Origin of the sequence: Rhizobium sp. AN68, from assembly GCF_030758035.1 — a bacterium.
GTDB classification, from domain to species: Bacteria; Pseudomonadota; Alphaproteobacteria; order Rhizobiales; family Rhizobiaceae; genus Agrobacterium; species Agrobacterium tumefaciens.
Window position 1 is genome coordinate 98,893 of record NZ_JARWMI010000003.1, and the last position, 21,372, is coordinate 120,264.

General features: G+C 58.3%; 23 protein-coding genes and 2 pseudogenes. 11 read left to right on the forward strand and 14 right to left on the reverse strand.

The window, feature by feature from the left end:
* Positions 1 to 2: 2 nt before the first annotated feature.
* The 5 genes from RBH71_RS13440 to fabA form a co-directional block, all read right to left on the reverse strand.
* Positions 3 to 596 carry a TadE/TadG family type IV pilus assembly protein gene (locus RBH71_RS13440; RefSeq protein ID WP_003514432.1) on the reverse strand — a complete coding sequence of 198 codons (594 nt, stop codon included), beginning with the start codon at positions 594 to 596 and terminating at the stop codon, positions 3 to 5.
* Positions 593 to 1,189 (reverse strand): TadE/TadG family type IV pilus assembly protein, encoded by a 597-nt coding sequence (locus RBH71_RS13445; RefSeq protein ID WP_003514434.1) that lies wholly within the window; start codon positions 1,187 to 1,189, stop codon positions 593 to 595. Before RBH71_RS13445 ends, RBH71_RS13440 begins: the two co-directional genes overlap by 4 nt.
* Before the next feature lie 189 nt (positions 1,190 to 1,378).
* Positions 1,379 to 2,185: an enoyl-ACP reductase FabI gene (gene fabI, locus RBH71_RS13450; RefSeq protein ID WP_003514436.1), complete on the reverse strand. Its 807-nt coding sequence runs from the start codon at positions 2,183 to 2,185 to the stop codon at positions 1,379 to 1,381.
* Between the two features lie 5 nt (positions 2,186 to 2,190).
* On the reverse strand, positions 2,191 to 3,414 hold the full coding sequence (fabB, locus tag RBH71_RS13455; RefSeq protein ID WP_003514438.1) for a beta-ketoacyl-ACP synthase I: 1,224 nt from the start codon (positions 3,412 to 3,414) through the stop codon (positions 2,191 to 2,193).
* 75 nt (positions 3,415 to 3,489) lie between these two features.
* Complete coding sequence (gene fabA, locus RBH71_RS13460) at positions 3,490 to 4,005, reverse strand: 3-hydroxyacyl-[acyl-carrier-protein] dehydratase FabA (RefSeq protein WP_003514441.1); 516 nt, start codon at positions 4,003 to 4,005, stop codon at positions 3,490 to 3,492.
* Between the two features lie 90 nt (positions 4,006 to 4,095).
* Between fabA and RBH71_RS13465 the strand changes: the two genes are divergently transcribed.
* Both RBH71_RS13465 and irrA read left to right on the forward strand, forming a co-directional pair.
* Entirely contained in the window at positions 4,096 to 4,332 is a 237-nt protein-coding gene (locus tag RBH71_RS13465; protein WP_035251981.1) for a hypothetical protein, read from the forward strand.
* Positions 4,322 to 4,741, forward strand: coding sequence for an iron response transcriptional regulator IrrA (gene irrA / locus RBH71_RS13470; protein ID WP_003507276.1), 420 nt, complete (start codon positions 4,322 to 4,324; stop codon positions 4,739 to 4,741). Before RBH71_RS13465 ends, irrA begins: the two co-directional genes overlap by 11 nt.
* Before the next feature lie 72 nt (positions 4,742 to 4,813).
* On the opposite strand, the gene RBH71_RS13475 is transcribed toward irrA, so the two are convergent.
* On the reverse strand, positions 4,814 to 5,452 hold the full coding sequence (locus RBH71_RS13475; protein ID WP_003514444.1) for a trimeric intracellular cation channel family protein: 639 nt from the start codon (positions 5,450 to 5,452) through the stop codon (positions 4,814 to 4,816).
* 77 nt (positions 5,453 to 5,529) lie between these two features.
* Here RBH71_RS13475 and RBH71_RS13480 point away from each other — a divergent pair, with 77 nt between their 5' ends.
* Positions 5,530 to 6,048 (forward strand): hypothetical protein, encoded by a 519-nt coding sequence (locus RBH71_RS13480; protein ID WP_003514447.1) that lies wholly within the window; start codon positions 5,530 to 5,532, stop codon positions 6,046 to 6,048.
* Between the two features lie 12 nt (positions 6,049 to 6,060).
* Here RBH71_RS13480 and RBH71_RS13485 read toward each other — a convergent pair whose 3' ends face one another.
* A complete protein-coding gene (locus RBH71_RS13485; RefSeq protein ID WP_003514449.1) occupies positions 6,061 to 6,771 on the reverse strand; it encodes a YoaK family protein in 711 nt (236 codons plus the stop codon).
* A 205-nt stretch (positions 6,772 to 6,976) separates the two neighbouring features.
* Here RBH71_RS13485 and RBH71_RS13490 point away from each other — a divergent pair, with 205 nt between their 5' ends.
* The 8 genes and pseudogenes from RBH71_RS13490 (at position 6,977) to RBH71_RS13525 (ending at position 14,336) form a co-directional block, all read left to right on the forward strand.
* Complete coding sequence (locus RBH71_RS13490) at positions 6,977 to 7,918, forward strand: ABC transporter substrate-binding protein (protein ID WP_003514451.1); 942 nt, start codon at positions 6,977 to 6,979, stop codon at positions 7,916 to 7,918.
* Between the two features lie 141 nt (positions 7,919 to 8,059).
* A pseudogene (locus RBH71_RS13495) lies at positions 8,060 to 8,832 on the forward strand (ABC transporter permease).
* Positions 8,832 to 9,617, forward strand: coding sequence for an ABC transporter ATP-binding protein (locus RBH71_RS13500; protein ID WP_003514454.1), 786 nt, complete (start codon positions 8,832 to 8,834; stop codon positions 9,615 to 9,617). The pseudogene RBH71_RS13495 and the gene RBH71_RS13500 overlap by 1 nt, the downstream one beginning before the upstream one ends.
* A 35-nt stretch (positions 9,618 to 9,652) precedes the next feature.
* Positions 9,653 to 10,390: a histidine utilization repressor gene (hutC, locus tag RBH71_RS13505; RefSeq protein WP_003514455.1), complete on the forward strand. Its 738-nt coding sequence runs from the start codon at positions 9,653 to 9,655 to the stop codon at positions 10,388 to 10,390.
* A gap of 193 nt (positions 10,391 to 10,583) precedes the next feature.
* Positions 10,584 to 11,744, forward strand: coding sequence for a tonB-system energizer ExbB (gene exbB / locus RBH71_RS13510; protein ID WP_003514457.1), 1,161 nt, complete (start codon positions 10,584 to 10,586; stop codon positions 11,742 to 11,744).
* Positions 11,745 to 11,750: 6 nt separating this feature from the next.
* Positions 11,751 to 12,237: pseudogene (gene exbD / locus RBH71_RS13515) on the forward strand (TonB system transport protein ExbD).
* Positions 12,234 to 13,160: a TonB family protein gene (locus RBH71_RS13520; protein WP_003514462.1), complete on the forward strand. Its 927-nt coding sequence runs from the start codon at positions 12,234 to 12,236 to the stop codon at positions 13,158 to 13,160. Before exbD ends, RBH71_RS13520 begins: the two are co-directional and overlap by 4 nt.
* A gap of 186 nt (positions 13,161 to 13,346) precedes the next feature.
* The gene (locus RBH71_RS13525) at positions 13,347 to 14,336 is read left to right on the forward strand and encodes an Ldh family oxidoreductase (protein WP_003514466.1); all 990 of its coding nucleotides are present in this window, start codon (positions 13,347 to 13,349) and stop codon (positions 14,334 to 14,336) included.
* A gap of 223 nt (positions 14,337 to 14,559) precedes the next feature.
* Here the strand turns inward: RBH71_RS13525 and RBH71_RS13530 are convergent, their stop codons facing one another.
* From RBH71_RS13530 to phnE (RBH71_RS13560), 7 genes are all read right to left on the reverse strand, one after another.
* Positions 14,560 to 14,805: a LuxR C-terminal-related transcriptional regulator gene (locus tag RBH71_RS13530; RefSeq protein WP_003514469.1), complete on the reverse strand. Its 246-nt coding sequence runs from the start codon at positions 14,803 to 14,805 to the stop codon at positions 14,560 to 14,562.
* A gap of 383 nt (positions 14,806 to 15,188) precedes the next feature.
* A complete protein-coding gene (locus RBH71_RS13535) occupies positions 15,189 to 16,229 on the reverse strand; it encodes an AraC family transcriptional regulator (protein ID WP_035251984.1) in 1,041 nt (346 codons plus the stop codon).
* 87 nt (positions 16,230 to 16,316) lie between these two features.
* Complete coding sequence (phnN, locus tag RBH71_RS13540) at positions 16,317 to 16,931, reverse strand: phosphonate metabolism protein/1,5-bisphosphokinase (PRPP-forming) PhnN (protein WP_003514473.1); 615 nt, start codon at positions 16,929 to 16,931, stop codon at positions 16,317 to 16,319.
* Complete coding sequence (locus tag RBH71_RS13545) at positions 16,928 to 18,064, reverse strand: alpha-D-ribose 1-methylphosphonate 5-triphosphate diphosphatase (RefSeq protein ID WP_003514474.1); 1,137 nt, start codon at positions 18,062 to 18,064, stop codon at positions 16,928 to 16,930. The genes phnN and RBH71_RS13545 overlap by 4 nt, the downstream gene beginning before the upstream one ends.
* Entirely contained in the window at positions 18,061 to 18,759 is a 699-nt protein-coding gene (locus RBH71_RS13550; protein WP_029658721.1) for a DUF1045 domain-containing protein, read from the reverse strand. Before RBH71_RS13550 ends, RBH71_RS13545 begins: the two co-directional genes overlap by 4 nt.
* A 266-nt stretch (positions 18,760 to 19,025) precedes the next feature.
* The gene (gene phnE / locus RBH71_RS13555; protein ID WP_003514476.1) at positions 19,026 to 20,375 is read right to left on the reverse strand and encodes a phosphonate ABC transporter, permease protein PhnE; all 1,350 of its coding nucleotides are present in this window, start codon (positions 20,373 to 20,375) and stop codon (positions 19,026 to 19,028) included.
* Positions 20,375 to 21,361, reverse strand: coding sequence for a phosphonate ABC transporter, permease protein PhnE (gene phnE / locus RBH71_RS13560; protein ID WP_013635271.1), 987 nt, complete (start codon positions 21,359 to 21,361; stop codon positions 20,375 to 20,377). The genes phnE (RBH71_RS13555) and phnE (RBH71_RS13560) overlap by 1 nt, the downstream gene beginning before the upstream one ends.
* Positions 21,362 to 21,372: the final 11 nt, after the last annotated feature.

Here is a 21,372-nt window from a genome sequence, read left to right on the forward strand (position 1 = left end):
CATCAGCAATTGGAGCAGGTTATCTCAGCGTCGCGCTGCTTGAAGAAATAATCGCGTGCGATCGTGATCGATCTTACGCCGGACGAAGAAATATCTGGCATGAACATCAACAACTCATGCGGCACGGAAAGCTCGACGTGGATGAGGAAACTGTCCGCTACAAGCAAACGTGTGGGAACGGAGACTGGCGATCCCACCACATAGGGCCGCGCGTTTTTCTCGTTCCAGGACCAGGCGATAGTCGCCTGTTTCTGCTTGTCGATCTTGATGCCGCTGATCTTCAGCTGCAGACCCTTGGTGCTGTAAGGCGCAAAGACGGCAGCCGTTACGTCCTGCATGCTTGTCAGATAAGCCTTGTCGACGGAATTTGTTTTGGAGATCAGGTCGTTGATCGTTGCGGAGGCGCTGCTTGCCCGCTTGTAGGTATTATAGCCGATGGTGAGTTCGAAGGACGTCAGATAAAGCGCAAGCAATATCGGGAAGACGATCGCAAATTCTACCGCACCCACGCCACGGCGATCCCTTGCGAAGCGTGCAACGAGCGCGATAAAACGAAGTCGGCCGTTCGTGATGGTGGAAACAAGCCCTGCCATCATGAGCCCCCGCTCGTGGTGTATTTCTCGTTCATGAAAGCATCGGTCGCGACAATGAGGAAATGCGACGGCATTGACCCGTCGGCTGGGCGTATTTTGGTAAGATATGGTCGGATGATATCTGCGACTACACGCCAGCGATAATAGACGCGCAGCATATTGATCGTGTCAGGTCCACCCGGCTTGAAGCCGAATTGCGCCGTGTCGAGATCGTAATATTCGCCGTTAGCTTTCAAAGGTATCGTAGTTGGAATATCCTTGAAGGCGGTGAAGGAGCGAAGGTCTATATAAAGCTTCTGTTCTTTTTTGATCTCATCAGCCGAGCAGGTGATAATCACCGAAACTTCGTTGCAGAAACTCTTGCGAAAATCCTCTTTGGAAATCGAACTGCTGATCTGCCCGGTGCGCAGACGCCTCGCCATCGTGTCGGTAGCATTGACGACCACTTGCTCCGCCATCAAGGCGATGAAAGTTTCGATGATCGCAAAGACGACGAGGAAATAGGGAAGCGCCAGGATCGCGAATTCGATGGCTGCTGTCCCGTCACGCGAGAGCCCGAATTTTTCCAGCAATGGCTTCAATTTGGCCAGTCGCATATGTCGGTGTCGATCTTTAGAATATGCGGCAAGCGCAACCGTTGAATTTGTTGCGGACCATAACCAGCCGGTGTTTAAATTCAGTTACCCCGACGAGTTATACTTTATCAGTTCGCAAAAATGGCACAGGCTATAAAAGCAAAAAGCCCGGCATATCCCCGGGCTTTTACTTACTGGAAAAACGATAGCTTATTCCGCATCCGCTTTTGAGAGAACCTCAAGGGTGGGTGTGGAGGTGATATTGTAGCCGCAATCCACGTAGTGGCACTCGCCGGTAACGCCGCGCGACATGTTGGACAGCAGATAAAGAGCCGATCCGCCGATATCGTCGATATCCGCTGTCCGCCGCAGCGGTGCGTTTTTCTGGTTCCACGCATAAATTGCGCGCGCATCGGAAATGCCGGCGCCCGCCAGTGTGCGGACCGGTCCGGCCGAGATGGCGTTGACGCGAATATCGCGTGGACCATAGTCGGCAGCGAGATAACGCACAGACGCTTCGAGAGCTGCCTTGGCAACGCCCATGACGTTGTAGTTGGGGATGACCCGCTGCGAACCGTTATAGGTCAACGTCAGCATGGATCCGCCATTCGTCATCAGTTCGGCGGCACGCTTGGCGATTTCCGTGAACGAGAAACAGGAGATGACCATAGTGCGGCTGAAATTCTCGCGGGTCGTATCCGCGTAAAGACCCTTCAGCTCGTTCTTGTCGGAAAAGCCGATCGCGTGCACGACGAAATCAAGCGTACCCCATTTTTCGCGGATTGCCGCAAAAAGCGCGTCAACCGAGGCGATATCCTCGACATCGCAAGGCACGATAAAGTCGGATCCGAGCTCGGCGGCGAGCGGCTTTACCCGCTTGCCGAGCGCCTCACCCTGATAGGTGAAGGCGAGCTCTGCGCCCTGCGCCGCAAGAGCCTTGGAGATACCCCAGGCGATAGAGTGATTGTTTGCGACGCCCATGATGAGGCCGCGTTTACCCTGCATGATGCCGTTCATGGCAATTATCCGTTATGACGCTGGAAGACCAGCGTGGCGTTGGTGCCGCCGAAGCCGAAGGAATTGGAAAGGATCGTGTCGATCTTGGCATTGTCGATGCGGCTGCGAACAATCGGGACGCCCGCAAATTCCGGATCGAGTTCGGAAATATGCGCGCTCTCGCCGATGAAGCGTTCCTGCATCATCAACAGGCCGTAGATCGATTCCTGAACGCCTGCTGCGCCCAGCGAGTGGCCGGTTAGGGACTTGGTCGACTGGATATGCGGGATCTTGTCGCCGAAGACTTCCCGGATCGCGCCGATTTCCTTGCTGTCGCCAACCGGCGTCGAGGTGCCGTGGGTGTTGATGTAGTCGATATCGCCCTTGACGGTGGAAAGGGCTTGACGCATGCAGCGGATCGCGCCCTCGCCGGAAGGAGCCACCATGTCGTAACCATCCGAGGTTGCGCCATAACCGACGATCTCGGCGTAAATCTTGGCGCCGCGCGCCTTTGCATGTTCCAGCTCTTCAAGAACCAGTACGCCAGCACCGCCGGCGATGACGAAACCGTCGCGGTTGACGTCATAGGCGCGGGAAGCGAGGTTTGGCGTCTCATTATATTTGGACGACATCGCGCCCATGGCGTCGAAGAGGTTGGACATGGACCAATCGAGGTCTTCATGGCCGCCAGCAAACATCACGTCCTGCTTGCCCCACTGGATCATCTCGGCGGCGTTGCCGATGCAATGCGCCGATGTGGAGCAGGCCGAAGAGATCGAATAGTTGACGCCGTGGATCTTAAACCAGGTCGCAAGTGTGGCCGATGCGGTGGAGGACATGGCCTTCGGCACGGCAAACGGGCCAATACGCTTCGGGCTGTTGTTCTTCAGCGTGATATCGGCGGCTTCGACGATGGTGCGGGTGGAAGGACCGCCCGAACCCATGATGATGCCGGTGCGCTCGTTGCCGCTGATGTCGCTTTCCTCGAGACCGGAATCGGCAATCGCCTGCTTCATGGCAACGTGGTTCCATGCGCCGCCCTGCGAAAGGAAGCGCATGGCGCGACGGTCGACCAGTTCGGTCGGATCGAGAGACGGCTTGCCCCATACCTGGCACTTGAAACCGTGCTCAGCAAAATCCGGTGAAAATGAAATGCCGGATTTGGCGTCGCGCAGGGATGCGGTGACTTCGGCGGCATCACCACCGATGGAAGAAACAATGCCGAGGCCGGTGACAACAACTCGTCTCATGAAATGGACCTTTTCTTAAGATTTCGGCTGGACGACCGAAGCCGCCCGGCGTTTGCCAGGACTATTCCGTCCGCTTCAGGCGGTCTTTTCCTTCGACAGCCCCACACGAAGGTCCGTCGCTTGATAAATGGTTTCGCCGTCTGCCTTCAGCCATCCGTCTGCGGTACCCAGAACGAGACGTCCGCGCATCACACGCTTAAAGTCTATGCCGTACTGGAGGAGCTTCGTCTCCGGGCGAACCATGCCCTTGAACTTGACTTCGCCGGTGGAGAGCGCCATGCCGCGGCCTTCTTCGCCCAGCCAGCCGAGGAAGAAGCCGGTCAGCTGCCACATGCCGTCAAGGCCGAGGCAACCCGGCATGATCGGGTTGCCCTGGAAATGGCAGGGGAAATACCAGTCGTCTGGGCTGACATCGTATTCAGCGCGGATGAAACCCTTGTCGAACGCGCCGCCGGTTTCGGAAATTTCGGTGATGCGGTGAACCATGAGCATGGGAGGCAACGGAAGCTGGGCATTTCCCGGACCGAACAATTCGCCGCGTCCGCAGGAAAGGATCTCCTCGTAATTGTAACTTGATTGCCTCGTTGCCATACCGCTTTCACTTCCTCAATCACTGGTGTTTATCGACTTCACTAGAGCAAGTTAGGTTCAAAATGAAGCGCTGCAAGGGCAGAGGCCATTATGCCCCCATTCTTTGTCTTCGAACCTTCTTTAGAGAAGTCATTACCTCAATATGCCGTCCGCATACAGGAACCATCCGGCTGGAACCAGAGGAAATTTGCAAGAATGGCCGGTTTGCAGCCATTTGCGACACTCGGCGACGCTGAAACTATTGAAAGCATTCACCGCAAAAGATATATGCTATTGCAATTGATGGGTTTCACCCCTGTGTTTGGAATGGGATTGCATGGCATTTGACGCCACATTGGATATCGGGACGAGGCTGCGGCGCTCGGGGCTGCGCCCCACGCGCCAGCGCGTTGCTTTGGGCGATCTTCTTTTCGCAAAGGGTGATCGCCACCTGACTGTCGAGGAGCTGCATGACGAGGCGGTGACCGCCGGCGTGCCCGTTTCTCTCGCGACGGTATACAACACGCTGCATCAGTTTACCGAAGCCGGCCTGATCCGCGTTCTGGCCGTCGAAGGTGCGCGCACCTATTTCGACACCAACGTGTCCGACCACCATCACTTCTTCGTGGAAGGAGAGAACGAGGTTCTCGACATCCCCGTCAACAATCTCCAGATCGACAATCTGCCGGAGGCGCCCGAAGGCATGGAAATCGCCCATGTGGACGTGGTCATTCGCCTGCGTCGCAAGCGCGGTTGAAGCTTCGGCTTGATAAACAAAAAAACATGGCGCCTGTGGGCGCCATTTTTGTTTCAGGCAGCCTTCGCCGCCTCACTTCAATATATCTTCGGGCCGTCTGCCGGGCTTGCCCTTGTAGGGCGGAAAGGTCCATCCGAAGATCAACGCTCCGGACCGGACACCGAAAGCCGTCAATACGCCGATGCCCGACGCGACATAAAGCGGCGCGCCGAGGAAATAAGCGCCGGTGAAGATGGAGGCCCCCAAAAGCGCGCAGGTAATGTAGATTTCCGGGCGCAGCAGCACGGAGGGTTCTCCCGCGAGAACATCGCGCAATACGCCGCCGAACGTCGCTGTCAAAACGCCTGTCACGATCGCCACGGTTGCGGAGCCGCTTGCAGCCAGACCCTTGGCGGCTCCCATGACGCAATAGGCTGAGAGGCCGACGGCATCGAGCCAGATGAGCACCCGATACCGGGATTCGAACAGGTAGGCGGTGAAGAAAAGCAGGACCGCAACCGATACGCAGACCAGAATATAGGTCGGGTTCAACACCCAGAACACGGGCGCCCTGCCCAGCACGAGATCGCGCACCGTGCCGCCGCCGATCCCGGTCGCGGCGGCGAAAAACAGGAAGCCGATCAGGTCGAGCTGCTTGCGTGAGGCGGCCAATGCGCCGGTTGCGGCAAACACGGCAACGCCGGCATAATCGAGAAAACCCAGCAGTGTCATGAAAAAGGTCCCCCCGGAAATTTGGATGCGTTTGCGTCAGTGTCGCGCAAGCACGGAACTCTAGGCTGGCCGCCCGGATGATCGCAACATCCATAAACGAAACGGATGCAAAGGAAAATGCCGTGCGAATCGCTATCGTTGCCGCTCTTCAGGCGCTGGTCCTCTTGATGTTTCCGGTCGCGCTGGCGGCACAGCAGCAGCTGGTGAACGATCCCGAGATCTATGAAAAGGATCATTTCCGCAAGGAGTGCAAGACGGCTGGCTTCGGCGATGATTTCATCACCAGACTGGATATCAACAATGATGGCCTGACGGATGCCGTCGTCAATCACGGCGTGCTGGATTGCGATGGCGAAAAAGGCCGCAGCTGCGATGACGAAGGTTGCCCTTACAATTTTTACGTCCAGGTCAAAGAGGGCGGATATCTGATGATCGCGACGGCCCGGATTTACGGCTACGATTTCATCAAACGTTTCGGCAACATGGTCTTCGTACTGAAGATGCACCCGCGTTATTGCGATCGAACCGACAAGGAAGCCTGCCTGATGACGGTGCGGGTGCGCGGCACGAAATTCGTCACCATCTCACGCAAGTGACGACGCAGTCCGTCAGGGCGCGATGCGCCTGATCCGGACCCTTTGATTATAGCGGTGGCGAAGCGAACGCGGAATGACGAGTGTGGCGATGGCGACCGCAAAAACGGTTGCAGCAACCACCCACAGGGCATCGTACTGCAGCGTGGCGCCCAACACCGCCCCGCAGATTGCGCCACTTATCATACCGAGCCAGGGCACGATCTGGATGCCCCAATCGAGGCTTCGCTCCCCCAGAAGATAGCGACCGATGCCACGGCCAAAACGGGAAAGGGCGCCGGTCACGTAGGTGAGGCCAATAGGCAGCCCCTCAATATGTTCGACGGCAGCGTTGACCATCCCCATGGCGAAAACGACAAGATAAAACTGCGCCAGGGCGGAAGCATCGTCGCGCAGCAATGCGGCAATCGCCACCAGCGACCCGACGGCCACGAGAACGGCAAAGATGCTCCGGTCGAATTTATGCGCGACCACGATACCGCCAGCATTGCCCGCCACGAAAGCGATGATCGCGAAGAGTAGTTTCGCCGCATGGGAATAAACGCCAGCTTCCACCGAAATGGCCGCGCGGGTGGTGTTGCCGGTCATGAAGGAAACGAAATCGCCGGAAAGATGAAGACCCACCGCATCTGTCATTCCGGCGATGAATGAAATGGCGGCGACGAGCGCAATGCCGGTGCCGGTGCGCCTTGCCCTGATGATGTTACGGCGTCTCTGTCTGGTCATGGAAAAGCTCGATATGGAAAACAGCGGGCCGATGCGCCGGGCTGTGCTATCCTATGTCTAGAATGCCGGGCGGCTTGTTTGCAATCTTTCTGGAAGCGTTTGAGCGCCTCTATTTTGTCTAGACAAATGTAGAATCCCTGCCTAGCATGCCTCAAATAAAGCGAAAAAAATATCGCACAAAAATAAATCAAAAGGGGTTCCGATCATGAAAAAGACATGGGTTATCGCCGCAATCGCGACGCTTGTTTCATCTGCTTCCGCCTATGCCGAAACATCGGTTACAATAGGCATGTCCGGCTGGACCGGCTTTGCGCCACTGACGCTTGCCAAGCAGGCTGGCATTTTCGAAAAGAATGGCCTCAAGGTCGATATCAAGAAGATTCCGCAGGCAAGCCGGCATCTGGCGCTTGCTTCCGGTGACATCCAGTGCGCCGCCACCACGGTCGAAACGTGGATCGCGTGGAATGCCAATGGCGTGAAGTCCACCCAGATTTTCCAGATGGACAAGTCGCACGGAGCCGACGGCATTGCGGTGCGCAGTGATGTTGCAAAGGTGTCGGACCTCAAAGGCAAGACGGTTGCCGCTTCTGCACCGGGCACATCCCCCTATTTCTTCCTTGCCTGGATACTGAAGGAAAACGGCCTGACCCTGAAGGACGTGAAGGTCGTCAACCTTGAGCCGGGACCGGCCGCGCAGGCATTCGTCGCCGGCCAGAATGAAGCCGCCATGACCTATGAGCCTTATCTGTCCACAGTGCGCGCCGCACCGGACAAGGGGAAAATCCTTGCGACGACGCTGGATTATCCCGCCGTCATGGACACGTTCGGCTGCACGCCGGATTTCTTGAAGGCCAATCCGCAGGCGGCAAAAGCCCTTGCGGACAGCTATTTCCAGGCGCTCGAGCTCATCAAGACGGACCCTGCAAAATCCTATGAGACCATGGGAGCGGACGTAAAACAGACGGGCGAGGCATTCGCAGCTTCGGCTAAATTCCTGGAATGGCAGGACAAGGCCGCCAACCAGAAGTTCTTCGACGGTGAATTCAAGACATTCTCCGAAAAATCGGCTGATCTGCTTCTGGAAATCGGCGTGATAAAATCGAAACCCGATCTTTCGACACTCGCGGACACGTCCTTCATCAAGTAACAGAAGCAAACTGCTGCTTTTCCTTCGGGGACTATTGCAGCCAGTGAGAAGCCTTACAGCGCCTGTGCGTCATGGACGACGCACGGCGCTTAGATGGTGCGGCGATAGAGTGCCGCGCCCGTTTTCCGGACAGGCGACAGAATGCAACCTCTTCAACCCATAAAGAACAGCACGCGGATTTTTCTCGGCATTCTGTTCTTCGTGCTTTTTTCTCCGCCTGGGGCTTTGCCACGCTCGGCGGTTTCGTATCGCCGACCTTTCTGGCTGACCCGATCACTATGCTGAAGGACGGCATCTATCTGCTGACCGATCAGGGATTTGCCAGCGATATCGGAATGACGATCTGGCGTGTTGTCGGCGGCTTCGTGCTGGCCTCGCTCGTTGCCGTACCAGTCGGCATCGCCATGGGCGCTTACAAGCCGGTCGAGGCGCTGCTTGAGCCCTTCGTCTCCTTCGCACGCTATCTTCCGGCTTCTGCCTTCGTGCCGCTGCTTATTCTCTGGGCCGGCATCGGCGAGATGCAGAAGCTGCTGGTGATCTTCATCGGCGCAGTTTTCCAGATCATTCTTATGGTTGCCGTGGCGGTTGCCGGCACAAGACGCGATCTGGTGGAGGCTGCCTATACACTTGGCGCAAAAGACCGGGGCGTGGTCCGCCGCGTTCTCATTCCCGCCAATGCGCCTGATATTGCGGAAATTCTCCGTCTCGTCCTCGGCTGGGCCTGGACCTATGTCATTGTTGCCGAGTTGATCGGCGCGTCGTCGGGCATCGGCTATATGATCATCAACAGCCAGGCGCTGATGGCGACCGGGCAGATCATCTTCGGCATCATCGTCATCGGTGTCATCGGACTTATTTCTGACTTCGCGTTCAAATCGCTGAACCGGAAGCTTTTCGCCTGGAGGCTTGCCTGATGAGCGAACTCGTTATCAAGGGCGTCAGCCGCACTTTCCCCGGCGTTCAGGGCGGCCAGCCAACGCTGGCCTTGCAGCCCACGGATCTGGAAATCTCCCGCAACGATTTCGTCACCATTCTCGGCCCGTCCGGATGCGGAAAGTCGACCTTGCTGCGCATCATCGCCGGTCTTGACCGTCCAACGACGGGTGAAGTCCTTTTGTCCGGCCGGGCAGTGACAGGGCCGGGGGCGGATCGCGGCATGGTGTTCCAGTCCTACACGCTGTTTCCGTGGCTGACGATCCGGGAAAACGTCGCCTTCGGCCTGCGCGAGCGTGGTGTGGCCGAGAAGGAAAAATGGCAGATCGTCGACAGCTATATCGACAAGGTTGGCCTGCGCGGCTTCGAGAACCATTGGCCGAAACAGCTGTCCGGCGGCATGCAGCAGAGAACAGCCATCGCTCGCGCTCTGGCAAACGGCCCGAAGATCCTGCTGCTCGACGAGCCTTTCGGCGCACTCGACAACCAGACGCGCGGACTGATGCAGGAATTGCTGCTCGGCATATGGGAGCGCGAGCAGAAGACTGTCATTTTTGTGACGCATGACATCGAGGAGGCGGTGTTCATGGCGTCGCGGGTTGTGACGATGTCAGCGCGGCCGGGGCGCATCAAGTCGATCATGCCGGTCGACCTGCCGCATCCGCGTCACTACACCGTCAAGGCCAGCCCGGAGTTTTCGCAGCTACGCGCCAAGTTGACGGAGGAAATTCGCAGCGAGGCGATTGCCGCCGCTGCCCATGGATAGTTGATCCATAGAACCGGGAGGAAGGAAGCATCGGTATGAGGAGTACAGGCGCCGATCTTCAGGAAAAATCACTGCACGAGCGCATCCGCAACGATGTCGAGCGCCACATCATGTCGGGCGAGTGGCCGCCGGGTTATCGTATTCCCTACGAACACGAGATGACCCGGCAATATGCCTGCTCGCGCATGACGGTGAACAAGGCGCTCGGCGAACTGGTGCAGCGCGGCCTTATCGAGCGCCGCCGGCGTCTCGGCACCTTCGTTCGCCAGCCCCATGCGCAATCGGCCGTGCTGGAAATCCACGATATCGAGCGGGAGGTGCAGGCCCTCGGCCTCGTTTACGGTTACCGTCTCGACAGACGGCGACTGCGCCCTGCGGGGGAAGAAGACGGCGCGGCCATGGCGCTTGCCGCGGATGCCCCGGTTCTGGAACTCACCTGCACGCATTTTGCCGGCGGCGTTCCCTTTTGCCTTGAAGAACGCATCATCAATGTCACCGCCGTTCCGGAGGCGGAGGCAGCGGATTTTTCACAGATCGGGCCGGGCACTTGGCTGCTGAAAATGGTTCCCTGGAGTGCCGCGGAACATCGCATCAGCGCAGTTTCCGCTGATCGCAAAAATGCGACCGCGCTCGGCATTGCTTCCGGTGCGGCGTGTCTGGTCATCCACCGCCGCACCTGGCACGGAGCGGATTATGTCACCAGTGTCCGGGTCACCTATCCCGGCGACCGACACGCGCTGGTGGCGCAGTTTTCGCCTTCGCAAAACACCTGAAGACCGCAGGTCGGTCAATTTTTTGTAAAGAAGAGTTTACGGGTCGTCTTTTGGCAATATAATAGTTGTCAAAAGAACTCAGGTTTATTATCGGAACGTCAAGCTTTCACGACGGCATCCGTTCATGGCCCCGGTTTTAATGAACCGGTCAATCTGCGGATGAGTTCATCGACGGAAATCCGGGATAAAAATTATGTCAGCTGAGACCTCAACTTCTTCCGCGTGCTTCACCAGGGCAAACAAAACACGGCATATCTCACTTGCCATGACGGTCACTTTGCTGGCCGGCTTGAGTGCCGGAGCGGTTTTTGCTCAGTCGGCATCCGAGACCCCGATCCAACCAGCACCTGCACCGGCAACAGAAACGATGCAGCCCGCGCAGTCGCCGGCTGAGACGCCGAGCGCTCCGGCAGTCCAGCCTGTGCCGCCTTCCGCTGCCGCGCCCACACAGCCCGCGCCGGCCCAGCCTGCGCCCGCCGCAAGTAATCCCACGCCGGCAGCCGAAGGTGTTTCACCGCAGCCGACACAGACGGAGCAACGCGCTCCGACGAACGGTACGGCAGCGCCGAACGAGGTCTCCACCCCGGTTGAACCGGTAGTCGCCGAACCCGCAAGTGCCGGACATCGTGCTGATATCCCGCACAACCTGTCTCCCTGGGGCATGTTCATGGCGGCAGACTGGGTCGTGAAGGGCGTGATGATCGGTCTTGCCTTCGCATCGCTCGTCACCTGGACGGTCTGGGTGGCGAAGTCTATCGAGCTTGCCGGTGCACGGGTGCGCGCCGGTGCGACACTCAAGGTTATTCGCAGGGCGAAAACCCTGAACGAGGCGACTGAGGCCGTCGAAAAGAAGGGCGGGCCGGCAGCGCTGATGTTGCGCATGGCAACTCACGAAATGCAGCTTTCCGACGCGGTGGTCGAACACACCGACGGCGGTGGCATCAAGGAGCGTGTATCCTCGGCCCTGTCACGCATTGAAACCCACGCCGGTCGCCGCATGTCGCGCGGAACGGGCGCCTTGGCGACCATCGGCTCCACCGCTCCCTTTGTCGGTCTGTTCGGTACCGTCTGGGGCATCATGAATTCCTTCATCAGCATCTCGGAATCGCAGACCACCAATCTTGCCGTCGTGGCACCCGGCATTGCCGAGGCGCTGCTTGCCACGGCAATCGGCCTTGTTGCTGCTATTCCAGCGGTGGTGATCTACAACGTCTTCGCCCGCTCGATCACGGGATACCGGCATTTGCTGGCGGATGCCGCAGCCGGCGTGGAACGCCTCGTCAGCCGCGACCTTGATTTCCGCCGCATTCCGCCGGGCAGCAGCAAGCCCGCAGTGTCGTTGGTTGGGCGGTGATCGGTCATGGCTGGCGGTATTCGCGAAAATAGCGGAGACGATCTCTCCGAAAACCACGAAATCAACGTCACGCCTTTCATCGACGTGATGCTGGTTCTGCTCATCATCTTCATGGTGGCCGCACCGCTGGCGACCGTGGATGTGAATGTCGATCTGCCCGCATCCACCGCCAAGCCTGCGGAGCGCCCGGAAGAGCCGCTTTATCTGACCGTCAAGGATGATCTGTCGCTCAATCTCGGCAATGATGCGGTTGCCCGCGAAGCCCTGGCAGCGGCGATCGACCGGCAGACGGGCGGCAAGAAAGATACGCGAATTTTTCCTGCGCGCCGACAAAGCCGTCGACTATGGCCACTTCATGGAAATCATGAACCTGCTTCGCGATGCCGGATATCTGAAAATCGCTCTGGTAGGGCTGGAAAATGCCGCTGCGGCAACGCAGCCAGGCGGTGCCGTTCCGCCCGCCGCGCCCACAGTGCCAGGAACCGCGCCATGACTGAAAACGGCTACCCGCAGTCCCGACATTCCCGCCTCGGGGAAGCGGCGTTGTGGTCCGCCGCAGCACTGCTCATGCTGGGCGTTCATGCGGGTTTTGCCTATTACCTGATGCAGGAACCAGAGGAACTGGATGCCGGCGGGCCGCCGCCTGCCGCGATCATGATCGAAATGGCAGCCATACCGGAAGCCGTGAACACCGAGGAAACGACGCCTGCGCAGGACGTTGAAGATGCCGAAGAGGTAAAGAGCGACAACAGCCAACCGGTGGAGGAAGTCACCCCGGAGGAGCCGCCGCCGCCTGAGCCGGTTGTGGAAACGCCGCCGCCGGAACCCGTGCAGCCGCCGGAACCGCCGGTCGAGGAGATCGTCGAGCCGCAGGAAATTCCCGAACCGGTGGAGCCGATCGATCCCGTGCAGGAACAGATGATGGCGGAACTCGAAAATGTCGAGGTTCCCTTGCCCGTCATCCGGCCACCGCCGCCGCCGGTCGAAAAGAAGGTGGAGAAGAAAGAACCGGACGACAAGAAGAAGGTCGAGCGCCAGCGCCCCAAACCGCAACAGGCATCGGAACTGCGCGAAACGGCCAAGGCCGAGACACAGCAATCCGACCGGACGGCGGCATCGCGCAACAATGCCGGTTTCTTCTCTTCATCCTCCGCCTCGCCGGCAAAATGGGGATCGAAGGTTCGCTCGCATATCCAGAGGCGTAAGCCCCGCTCGCTTCGCAGCGATGCGATGACAGCGACCGTGCGGTTCCGGGTTAACGATACAGGCGCCATCAGCGGTGTCAGTGTGGTGCAATCCACTGGTGATTCCTCCATCGACCAGCAGATTGCGGCCTGGATCCAGAGCGCGTCACCCGTGCCCGCGCCGCCACCGGACGCAAACAAGACAATCACCTTGCCGATCAGCATCCGCTAGATCGATTCCAAGGCCACGTCGCGGTTCTGCTGGAATAAGCTCTTGCCTGGCATGACGCCCTGCCGAAGGGCGAATGCGTGCCCGACCGTTATTCTCGATAAGATATCCATTTGGGCCTGAATTGCATTTCGCGAATGTTTTCGATGGTGTAGGTCTTGTCGACTTAACACGCAGAGGCATTCCGGAATGAAATTCTCAATCGCAGAGGCGGAGGATCTCGTATCCTCTATCTTTGAGCGTAACGGCGTTCTGCCGCAAAACGCCCGCTCCGTGGCGAAGGCGCTCGTGGCATCCGAGGCTGCAGGCCAGGGCGGCCACGGTTTTCGGCGTATCCCCGTTTATGTCCGTCAGGCGCGGGTTGGCAAGGTCGATGGCAATGCGCGGCCGGTGGCAAGTCGTGTCAAACCGGGTGTGCTTTCAATTGACGCTAACAACGGTTACGCCTATCCCGCGATCGACTGCGCCGTAGACGAGTTGCCGGACATGGCCCGGCAGCAGGGCATCGCGCTCGCCGCGATCCATCGCTCCCATCATGCAGGCGTCATGGCACTTACAGTCGAGCGTTTCGCGGAAATGGGCCTCGTGGCGCTGATGTTCGCCAATGCGCCTGCATCCATGGCGCCTTGGGGTGGCACCAAACCGCTCTATGGCACCAATCCGATTGCTTTCGCCAGCCCTGTTGGCGAGGCAGATCCGCTGGTGATCGATCTGGCGCTTTCCAAGGTTGCGCGCGGAAAGATTATGGCGGCCCGCCAGAAAGGCGAAACCATTCCGGGCGACTGGGCGCTTGATACGAATGGCCGGCCCACGACCGATCCCGAAGAAGCCCTAGCCGGAACGATGGTGCCTGCGGGCGAGGCCAAGGGTGCTGCCCTGGCGCTGATGGTGGAGATCATGGCCGCTGCGCTCACCGGTGGAAGCTTCGCCTTCGAGGCCTCTTCCCTTCTGGACGACAAGGGTGCGCCACCCTCTCTCGGCCATACGATCATCGCCATAGACCCCGTATCGTCGGGCGGTGCGGCCTTTACCGAGCGACTGGCGCTTATCGCCGGAGAGATAGAGAAGCAGGAAAACGTGCGTTTGCCCGGTCGGCGAAGCCAGGGCATTCGAAGGCAGGCGCTGGAAAGCGGTATTATCGTCGAAAGCGATATTCTTGCCGAGATTCAGTCACTGTGAGGAACTGAAAATGAAAACCCGGCGGACCGGAAAGTCCGCCGGGTAAACCGTGTATGGCTGCCTTACAGTTGCGCCGATAGGCCGGAAGTCATTTCCGACCCGCCTTTTAGTCCGCCGTCCCGCCATCGAAATGGTGGGTTTTTGGCGCAGAAAGCAACACATCCGGTTTTGGCTTACGGGAAGGGGACGATTTCGCGTAAGCTTTTGGAGCGAGAGGGAAGCTCTAAATATCCTGTTCGATCAGTCCACGCAGCAGGGCGATGCTGACGGCATTCAGCAGATTGGCCGCACCCAGCCTTAGGCGGACCCGTTCCAGAGTATCTTTAACATCCGCTTCGTCCGCTCCCGTTATCAAGGCAATGTGAGAAGGATGTCGGCCCCGCGCAACGAGCCCCAGATATTGCCGCTCACGATCCGAAAGGACGATTTCACGCGCCTGATGACGTTCATGCTGCGTTTTTGACGACATAGTCTTTCAGCCTCAAAAGAGATTGACCTTCCCAAAGCGGGATGTGGCCTCAGGAACCAGGCAATAAGCAGCTGATCTCGCAGCCAGCCGGTCCCGGCATGGGCATATCCTCGGCGATGAAAGAATGACTGCATCGTCCTTCCCAAAAACCTGAAATCGGTTCTTGTCCAGAACAATGTAAAATTCAAAGCTTTGGAATATTTTCCGTCATGCCCTAAGGCATATTGCGGCGTTCTATTAGGCGGTCTGCCATCTCAAGAGAATAACATCTCACGCCAAGTTTTGCGTTTTTATTGTTATGTTTCGATACATAATCCAATGAACGCCGACATATTTCCTAATTTTATTTTGGATATATGGAATATTGATGCTGGGAATGCGCCCTATACGGCGGAATGATGCGCGTGTTTCTTGCGAATATCCGTGGGCGTTGCCCCGAACCAGCGGGAAACGGAACGCGAAAACGCACCCGGCGTGGAATAGCCGAGCCTGTAGCTGATATCGGAAACCGGAAGATCGCTTTCCACGAGGAGCTTGAAGCCGGCATTCTTGCGAATGGCGTCCTTTATCTCGTTGAGATTAGTCCCAAGCTCGGCAAGCCGTCTTTGAAAACTGCGTTCCGACAGGTTGAAATAGGGGGCGATCTCGCTCAGCGAAAGCTCGGCATCCGACAGCCGCACCTGCATGTAACGCTTCACCTGATCGATGAAATGCGTGGCGTCTGCCGATGTCTCCGGCCGCAGCATCCGGCATTGCAAGTTCATCAGCTCGAACAGCCGCTCATCTGCATTTGGGTTGACCACGTCCAGAAGCGATGTGGGAAGACGCATGGTGTGGATGGGTTGCGAAAAGCTGACGCGCTTGGTCATTCTTTCTTTAAATAGCTGAATATTAATCGGTTTCGGCCGTTCCAGACCGATCTCGATCAGGTTCACGCGCTCCCCCAGAATATCGCGAAGGCGCTGGATCAGAGCTGTCAGCGACAAATCCACATATTGATCGCGTTTGGCGATGACAGGCGCAAAGGACCACGACAGGGTTACGTGCGCGGCATCCGTGACCATGGTGAAATTACTGTTATTCGTCGCGTAATAAACGTGATCCTGAAGAAAACGCAGGAAAGCCCGCACTGTCGGCGCGCTGATCAGGCCATATCCGAACGCGCCGGATGCGCCGGCGGGAAAGGTGGACGCGCACTGCAAACCAAAGGCGTCGTCGCCGGAAATCAACGCACATGTCTCGAGCAGGCGGCAAAATCGGTCGAGGCTGATGCGCTCCGTCACGCTGCCGAAAGTGGCAGGATCGATATCGAGAGCCTTGCAGATGGGGGCAATGTCGATGCCCCGCGACCGTGCATAATTGGCGACGCCGGCGGCCAGACCGGCCACCACTGTTATCTCGTCGCTGACCCTCTTTTCAGGCATCCCTCGCCTTGGCGTACCATGTTTGGAAATTGTCGCCTGATGGTAAGCGTTGGGAAGCCATTTGTCGACCAGTTCGGCCTATGGAGTTTAAATGTGGCGACGGCAGGCGCTCTGCTCCAGCACCTGCATGATGGTTTTGCCCGCATCTTCCATGGAACCGCTATTGTCCACGGTCGTCACATCAAAATCTCCGACGACCGTGAGCGAACTGCGTTCCAGCCGCCGGAGAATATCCTCCCGGCTTTCCCGCCCGCGCTGCTCCAGCCGCTTCGCCAGCACGTCCGGCCGTGCAACGATGTTCACGACCTTGAGGCGCGCAAAGGCGGTGCCGAACTGGGGCAGGGCCGAGCGGGAGCCGTTGGCGATGACCACGTCTCCCGCATTAAGATGACGATAGACGGCGGCCGGAATGCCATATTTCAGCCCGTGCGCCTGCCAGGAAACGGCAAAAGCACCTTCGTCTTCCAGCCGGTTGAACTCGTGCATGGAAACGGCATCGTGATTTTCGCCGCCGGCATCGCCGCTGCGGGTAATGACCCGGCGGGTGAAATGAAAGCCCGGCCGCCCGGACAGCTGCGCTGCCGCATAATCCATCAGCGTGTCCTTGCCGGCCCCACTCGGGCCGACAATTACGATCATGGTTCCGGGCACAGTACCCAGTGTCTGGCCGTCAAGCCGGCTATCCTGTCCGTTGCCGGTCATGCCACACGTTTGCCCTGACGCCAGACCGAGCGGGCGACGGGAACGCCGTCCTCGCGGTGAACTCGGACCAGATCGGCCCGCAATCCCGTTGCGATGCTGCCGCGATCGCGAAGGCCCACCGTTCGTGCCGGCGTGGAGGTGACCATGCGCAACGCTTCCGGCAGAGTGATGGCTTCCACCTGGTCGGCGAGCAGGAACGGCGCGTAAAGCAGGCTGAACGGCACATAGTCGGAAGAGAGAACATCCAGCACGCCAAGTTCGGCAAGATCACGCGCGGCGATGTTGCCGGAATGGGACTTGCCACGAACGATGTTCGGTGCGCCCATCAGCACGCTCATGCCGGCGCTGTGCGAAGCCTTTGCCGCCTCGACGCTGGTGGGGAACTCCGCGAGTTTCACGCCGTGTCCGATCGCTTCGCCCACATGCGCTTCTGTAGCGTCGTCATGGCTTGCAACAGTTATGCCGCGCTCGGCGCAGCGGGCCGCCAGGTAATCCCGGTGCTTGGCGGAAAACTCCGCCGATGCCGTCTGCCGGCGTCTGACGAACTCGGCGAAAGCCTCGTCGCTCAGTCCGCGCTTCTTCTGGTAATAGAAGATATATTGGTCCATCGACTGGAACTGGCGCTGCCCCGGGGAGTGGTCCATCATCGAAATCAGCCGCACACGCGGATCGGTCTCGAAATCTTCGAAATGCTCGAGCACATCGGCGGAGGCGACTTCACAGCGCAGGTGCAGCAGGTGATCTGCCCGCAGGCGGTTCTGATCGGCAGCGGTTTCAATGGCATCCGCCATTTCCCGCATCTCGCCCTTCTTGAACCCGCCATCTTCGTCGGAGCCGAGCCGCAGGCAGTCGAAAACAGTGGTAATGCCTGATGACGCGACCTGCGCATCGTGAGCCTGAATGGCGGCGATCTTATCCCAGATAACCCCGGGACGCGGCGAATAGTGCTGTTCCAGATGGTCGGTGTGCAGTTCCACCAGACCCGGGATGAGGAAATCGCCTTCGAGATCCTCACCGGTTTTGGAGGCGCCTTCGCTGATATCGGCAATCTTGCCGTCACGGATCAGAACGGATCCCAGAATAATATCGTCTTCCAGAACGATACGGGCGTTGGAAAGGGCATGCTCGGTCATGGGTCAGCATCTTTCTTTGGCGGCTGGCCAAGCGGGTGCCAGCGATGAACGGTAAATGGTGCGCCGCGCGTTTCCTCAACGAACAAAGCGAGGCCGGAAATGGTGAGAGGCCGGTCGACGAACTCGGAAAACTTTGTCGAAAGCACATCCTGGATAGCGGGCGCGTCGCTTTCGTCGATGCGGCCCGTCAGCGTCATATGAAAGCGGAAGTCATCCATGACATGCGGATAACCCCAAAGCGACAGATTTTGCCGCTGGCTTTCGGTCAGGTTTTGCGGGCGCCGGCGGGCAATGTCCGTCTCGGACAGGGGCGCGCGAAAACGGTCGAAATGGTCAACGATCTCAGCGGCAAAATCCTGCAGCGGCTGGTAGGTGCGATCCGGAACGAGCGCGAAAAACGGCCCGAGTGCACCGATGACAACACGTGGAATATCGAAGACGGACTGGCTGGCCGCAAACTGTTCGAGGGCGGCGACGAGATCCGCTTCGCTGTATTTTTCGGAAAGCTCGAAGGGGGCTTTCAGCGTCGCGTGGAAACCGTAACGGCGCGGCTCCTCGGTCATCTCCGCATAAGCGCCATGGTCATCATGTTGCGCGCCGGAAAAGGCATTGCGTCCCAGCCAGCGCGACGCCGCTTCAGTCAGTGGATGATCTTTAGCCGGAGAAAAATAGATGGCGTAGCGCACGGCAAGCACTCTTCGGTGTCATGGAAAACCTGGATGAAAAGCTATTTGGCGTGACTCGCCCGCTTCCCGCAAGGTCAGGAGTGCGAGGTAATCGCTTTCCGTGACAGAATGATGATGCCCCAGGAAAAAAAGCGCTTGAAACGCCGCGTGTCTCTCGAATGTCCGGAAGACGGATGCTGGCGCATTGACGGGATGTATCTGACTTTGCAAAGAGGTTCCGGTTTTGCGCACGTCTTGGGAAGCGGGATAGCCAAACCCCGCTCCTGCTTTATGAATTAATGCTGGGTTTTCCCGATCAGGCGCGACCGCAGGGAATTCGAGATGTGGTCGAACAGGAAAACCACGAAGAGAATGAGCAGCACCATATAAGCGACCTTGTCCCAGTCGGCATTGGTACCCATCGCTTCCAGCAGTTTCAAACCGATGCCGCCAGCACCAACCGCACCGATGATCGTGGCTGAACGGGTGTTGCTTTCCCAGAAATAAAGCGACTGGGAAATGAAGACCGGCAGGACCTGCGGAAGCACGCCGAAACGATTGACGGCAATGGGGGAAGCGCCAACCGATTTGACGCCCTCGCGCTGCTTGTCGTCAACATTCTCCAGCGCCTCGGCATAGACCTTGCCGAGCGCGCCGGTATCGGTGAAGAAGATCGCGGCAATGCCGGGGATCGGCCCCGGACCGAAGCTGCGGGTGAAAAACAGCGCCCAGATCAGCATGTCGATCGAGCGCAGGAAGTCGAATAGACGCTTCATGCCCCAGTTGGCGGCCCTGTTGGCGGTGATATTGCGTGCGGCGAGAAAAGCGAGCGGCAGGGCAACGAGCGTGCCGAACAACGTGCCCACAAAGGCCATCACCAGCGTCTGCATCAGCTTGGAAAGAATATCGGCGTGCTGCCAGACACCATTGTCGAGGAAATCATCGACCATGTGGCTGATATTGGAGCGCGTGGGATCGAGCCTTTCCCCCCACAGCGCCAGTGCGGCAAGGTCGCCATAGCTCTTGCCCCAGAATTCCGATTTGGTATCGAACAGGAAGTTCGCCCATCCGAGGAACCGCCGCTGCACGTAAACCTGGCTGGTGCGGATTTCCGCCTGTCCGGCAAAACCGTAATGCACGAGAACCTTGTTGCCGTCCTGCGTGATCTCTTGCGGCAGGACCTCAGGCGCCAGAGCCTTGTCGCCATTGATGATGACGGGATAGTTCTTGCCGTCCACATAGACGTCCACCCGGGTCGGCGTTACGTCGAGACGGTTTTGCGTGCCCGCGTAAACGACGCTGTAGCCGCCATCCGGCAAGGGTTGCAGCCAGTCGATCGGCGCATCGGCGGGATATTGCATCCGGCTTGACCACTGCGGGTTCACCTTGCCGTCTTCGAAACGAAGGCGTGGCTGGGCCCTCCAGGAATACCAGTCCTGAATGTAGCTCGAAGCGCGATCCCATCGGCCCTGCATGAAAGCGGGGCCGACATTGAAGAAGAAAAAGCAGGCGGTGAGATAGACGAGGACGGCGACAATACCGGTCAGCAAGCCGAATCGCTGCATGAAGCCGCGATTGAAAATTGCGGGATGTGCGGCCGTCAGCCTCTCGCGGTCTGCGGTATTGAGAATGAAGCTGGACGACATCAGGCCGCTCCCCGTCCGAATTCGAAGGATTGATGGCCGATCAGCCTGCGGCGCAACCAGCTTGAAAACTGGTCTACGGCGATGATGGTGATCAGCAGCAGGATGATGATGGCATAGGTCTTGGAGGCGTGATCGTTACCGATCGACAGCCGGAAGACCTCGCCAATGCCGCCACCACCAACGGCGCCGATGATGGTCGAGGCGCGTACGTTGATTTCGGCACGCAGCAATGCATAGGACACGAAATTGGGCAGGACCTGCGGCACGATGGCAAAGCGAACCCGCTCCAGCCAGTTGGCACCCGCGGCACGCAGGCCTTCATCCGCCTTCATGTCGGCATTTTCCACGACTTCGAAGAATAGCTTCCCCAGAGCCCCGATGGTGTGCACGGAAATCGCGATGATCGCCGCGATCGGCCCGATCGATAAGATGGCAGTCAGCAATCCCGCGACGACGATCTCCGGAAAGGCGCGCAGGATCTCCATTACCCGGCGTACCACCCAGCGCACGAGGCCGGCACCGATAAGGTTTGTGGAGGCAAAAAAGCACAGCACAAATGCGAAGGTCGTGCCTATTATCGTCGAGACCAGCGCGATGTTGAGCGTGATGATCAGCTGATAGATGAAATGCGGTATGTAGAAACCGTTGGTGATGTAAACGCGATCCGCGACATAGTTGTATTTCAGCGAACCGTTGTCATAGGGCGACGGCAGGTCGAACATCGCCCGGAAGACCTCGAGCGGGCTATCCGGCACGAATGTTTTCATGAAGTCGAAAAAATATGGCAGGCGCTCGAAGAACTTGCCCGAATTGGCCTCATTGGCGAAATTCAGTGAGGCGGCAAGGACGATGAGGAAGATAACGAGCGACATAACGGTATAAATCCGCCGTGTCCTAAGCTGCTGTTGATAATGACGCATCACCGTTCGGGACGATGCGCTCAATCCCTCGGGCGTGAGGGTACCATGTTGCAGTGTGGTCGCCATGCCGCTTTCCT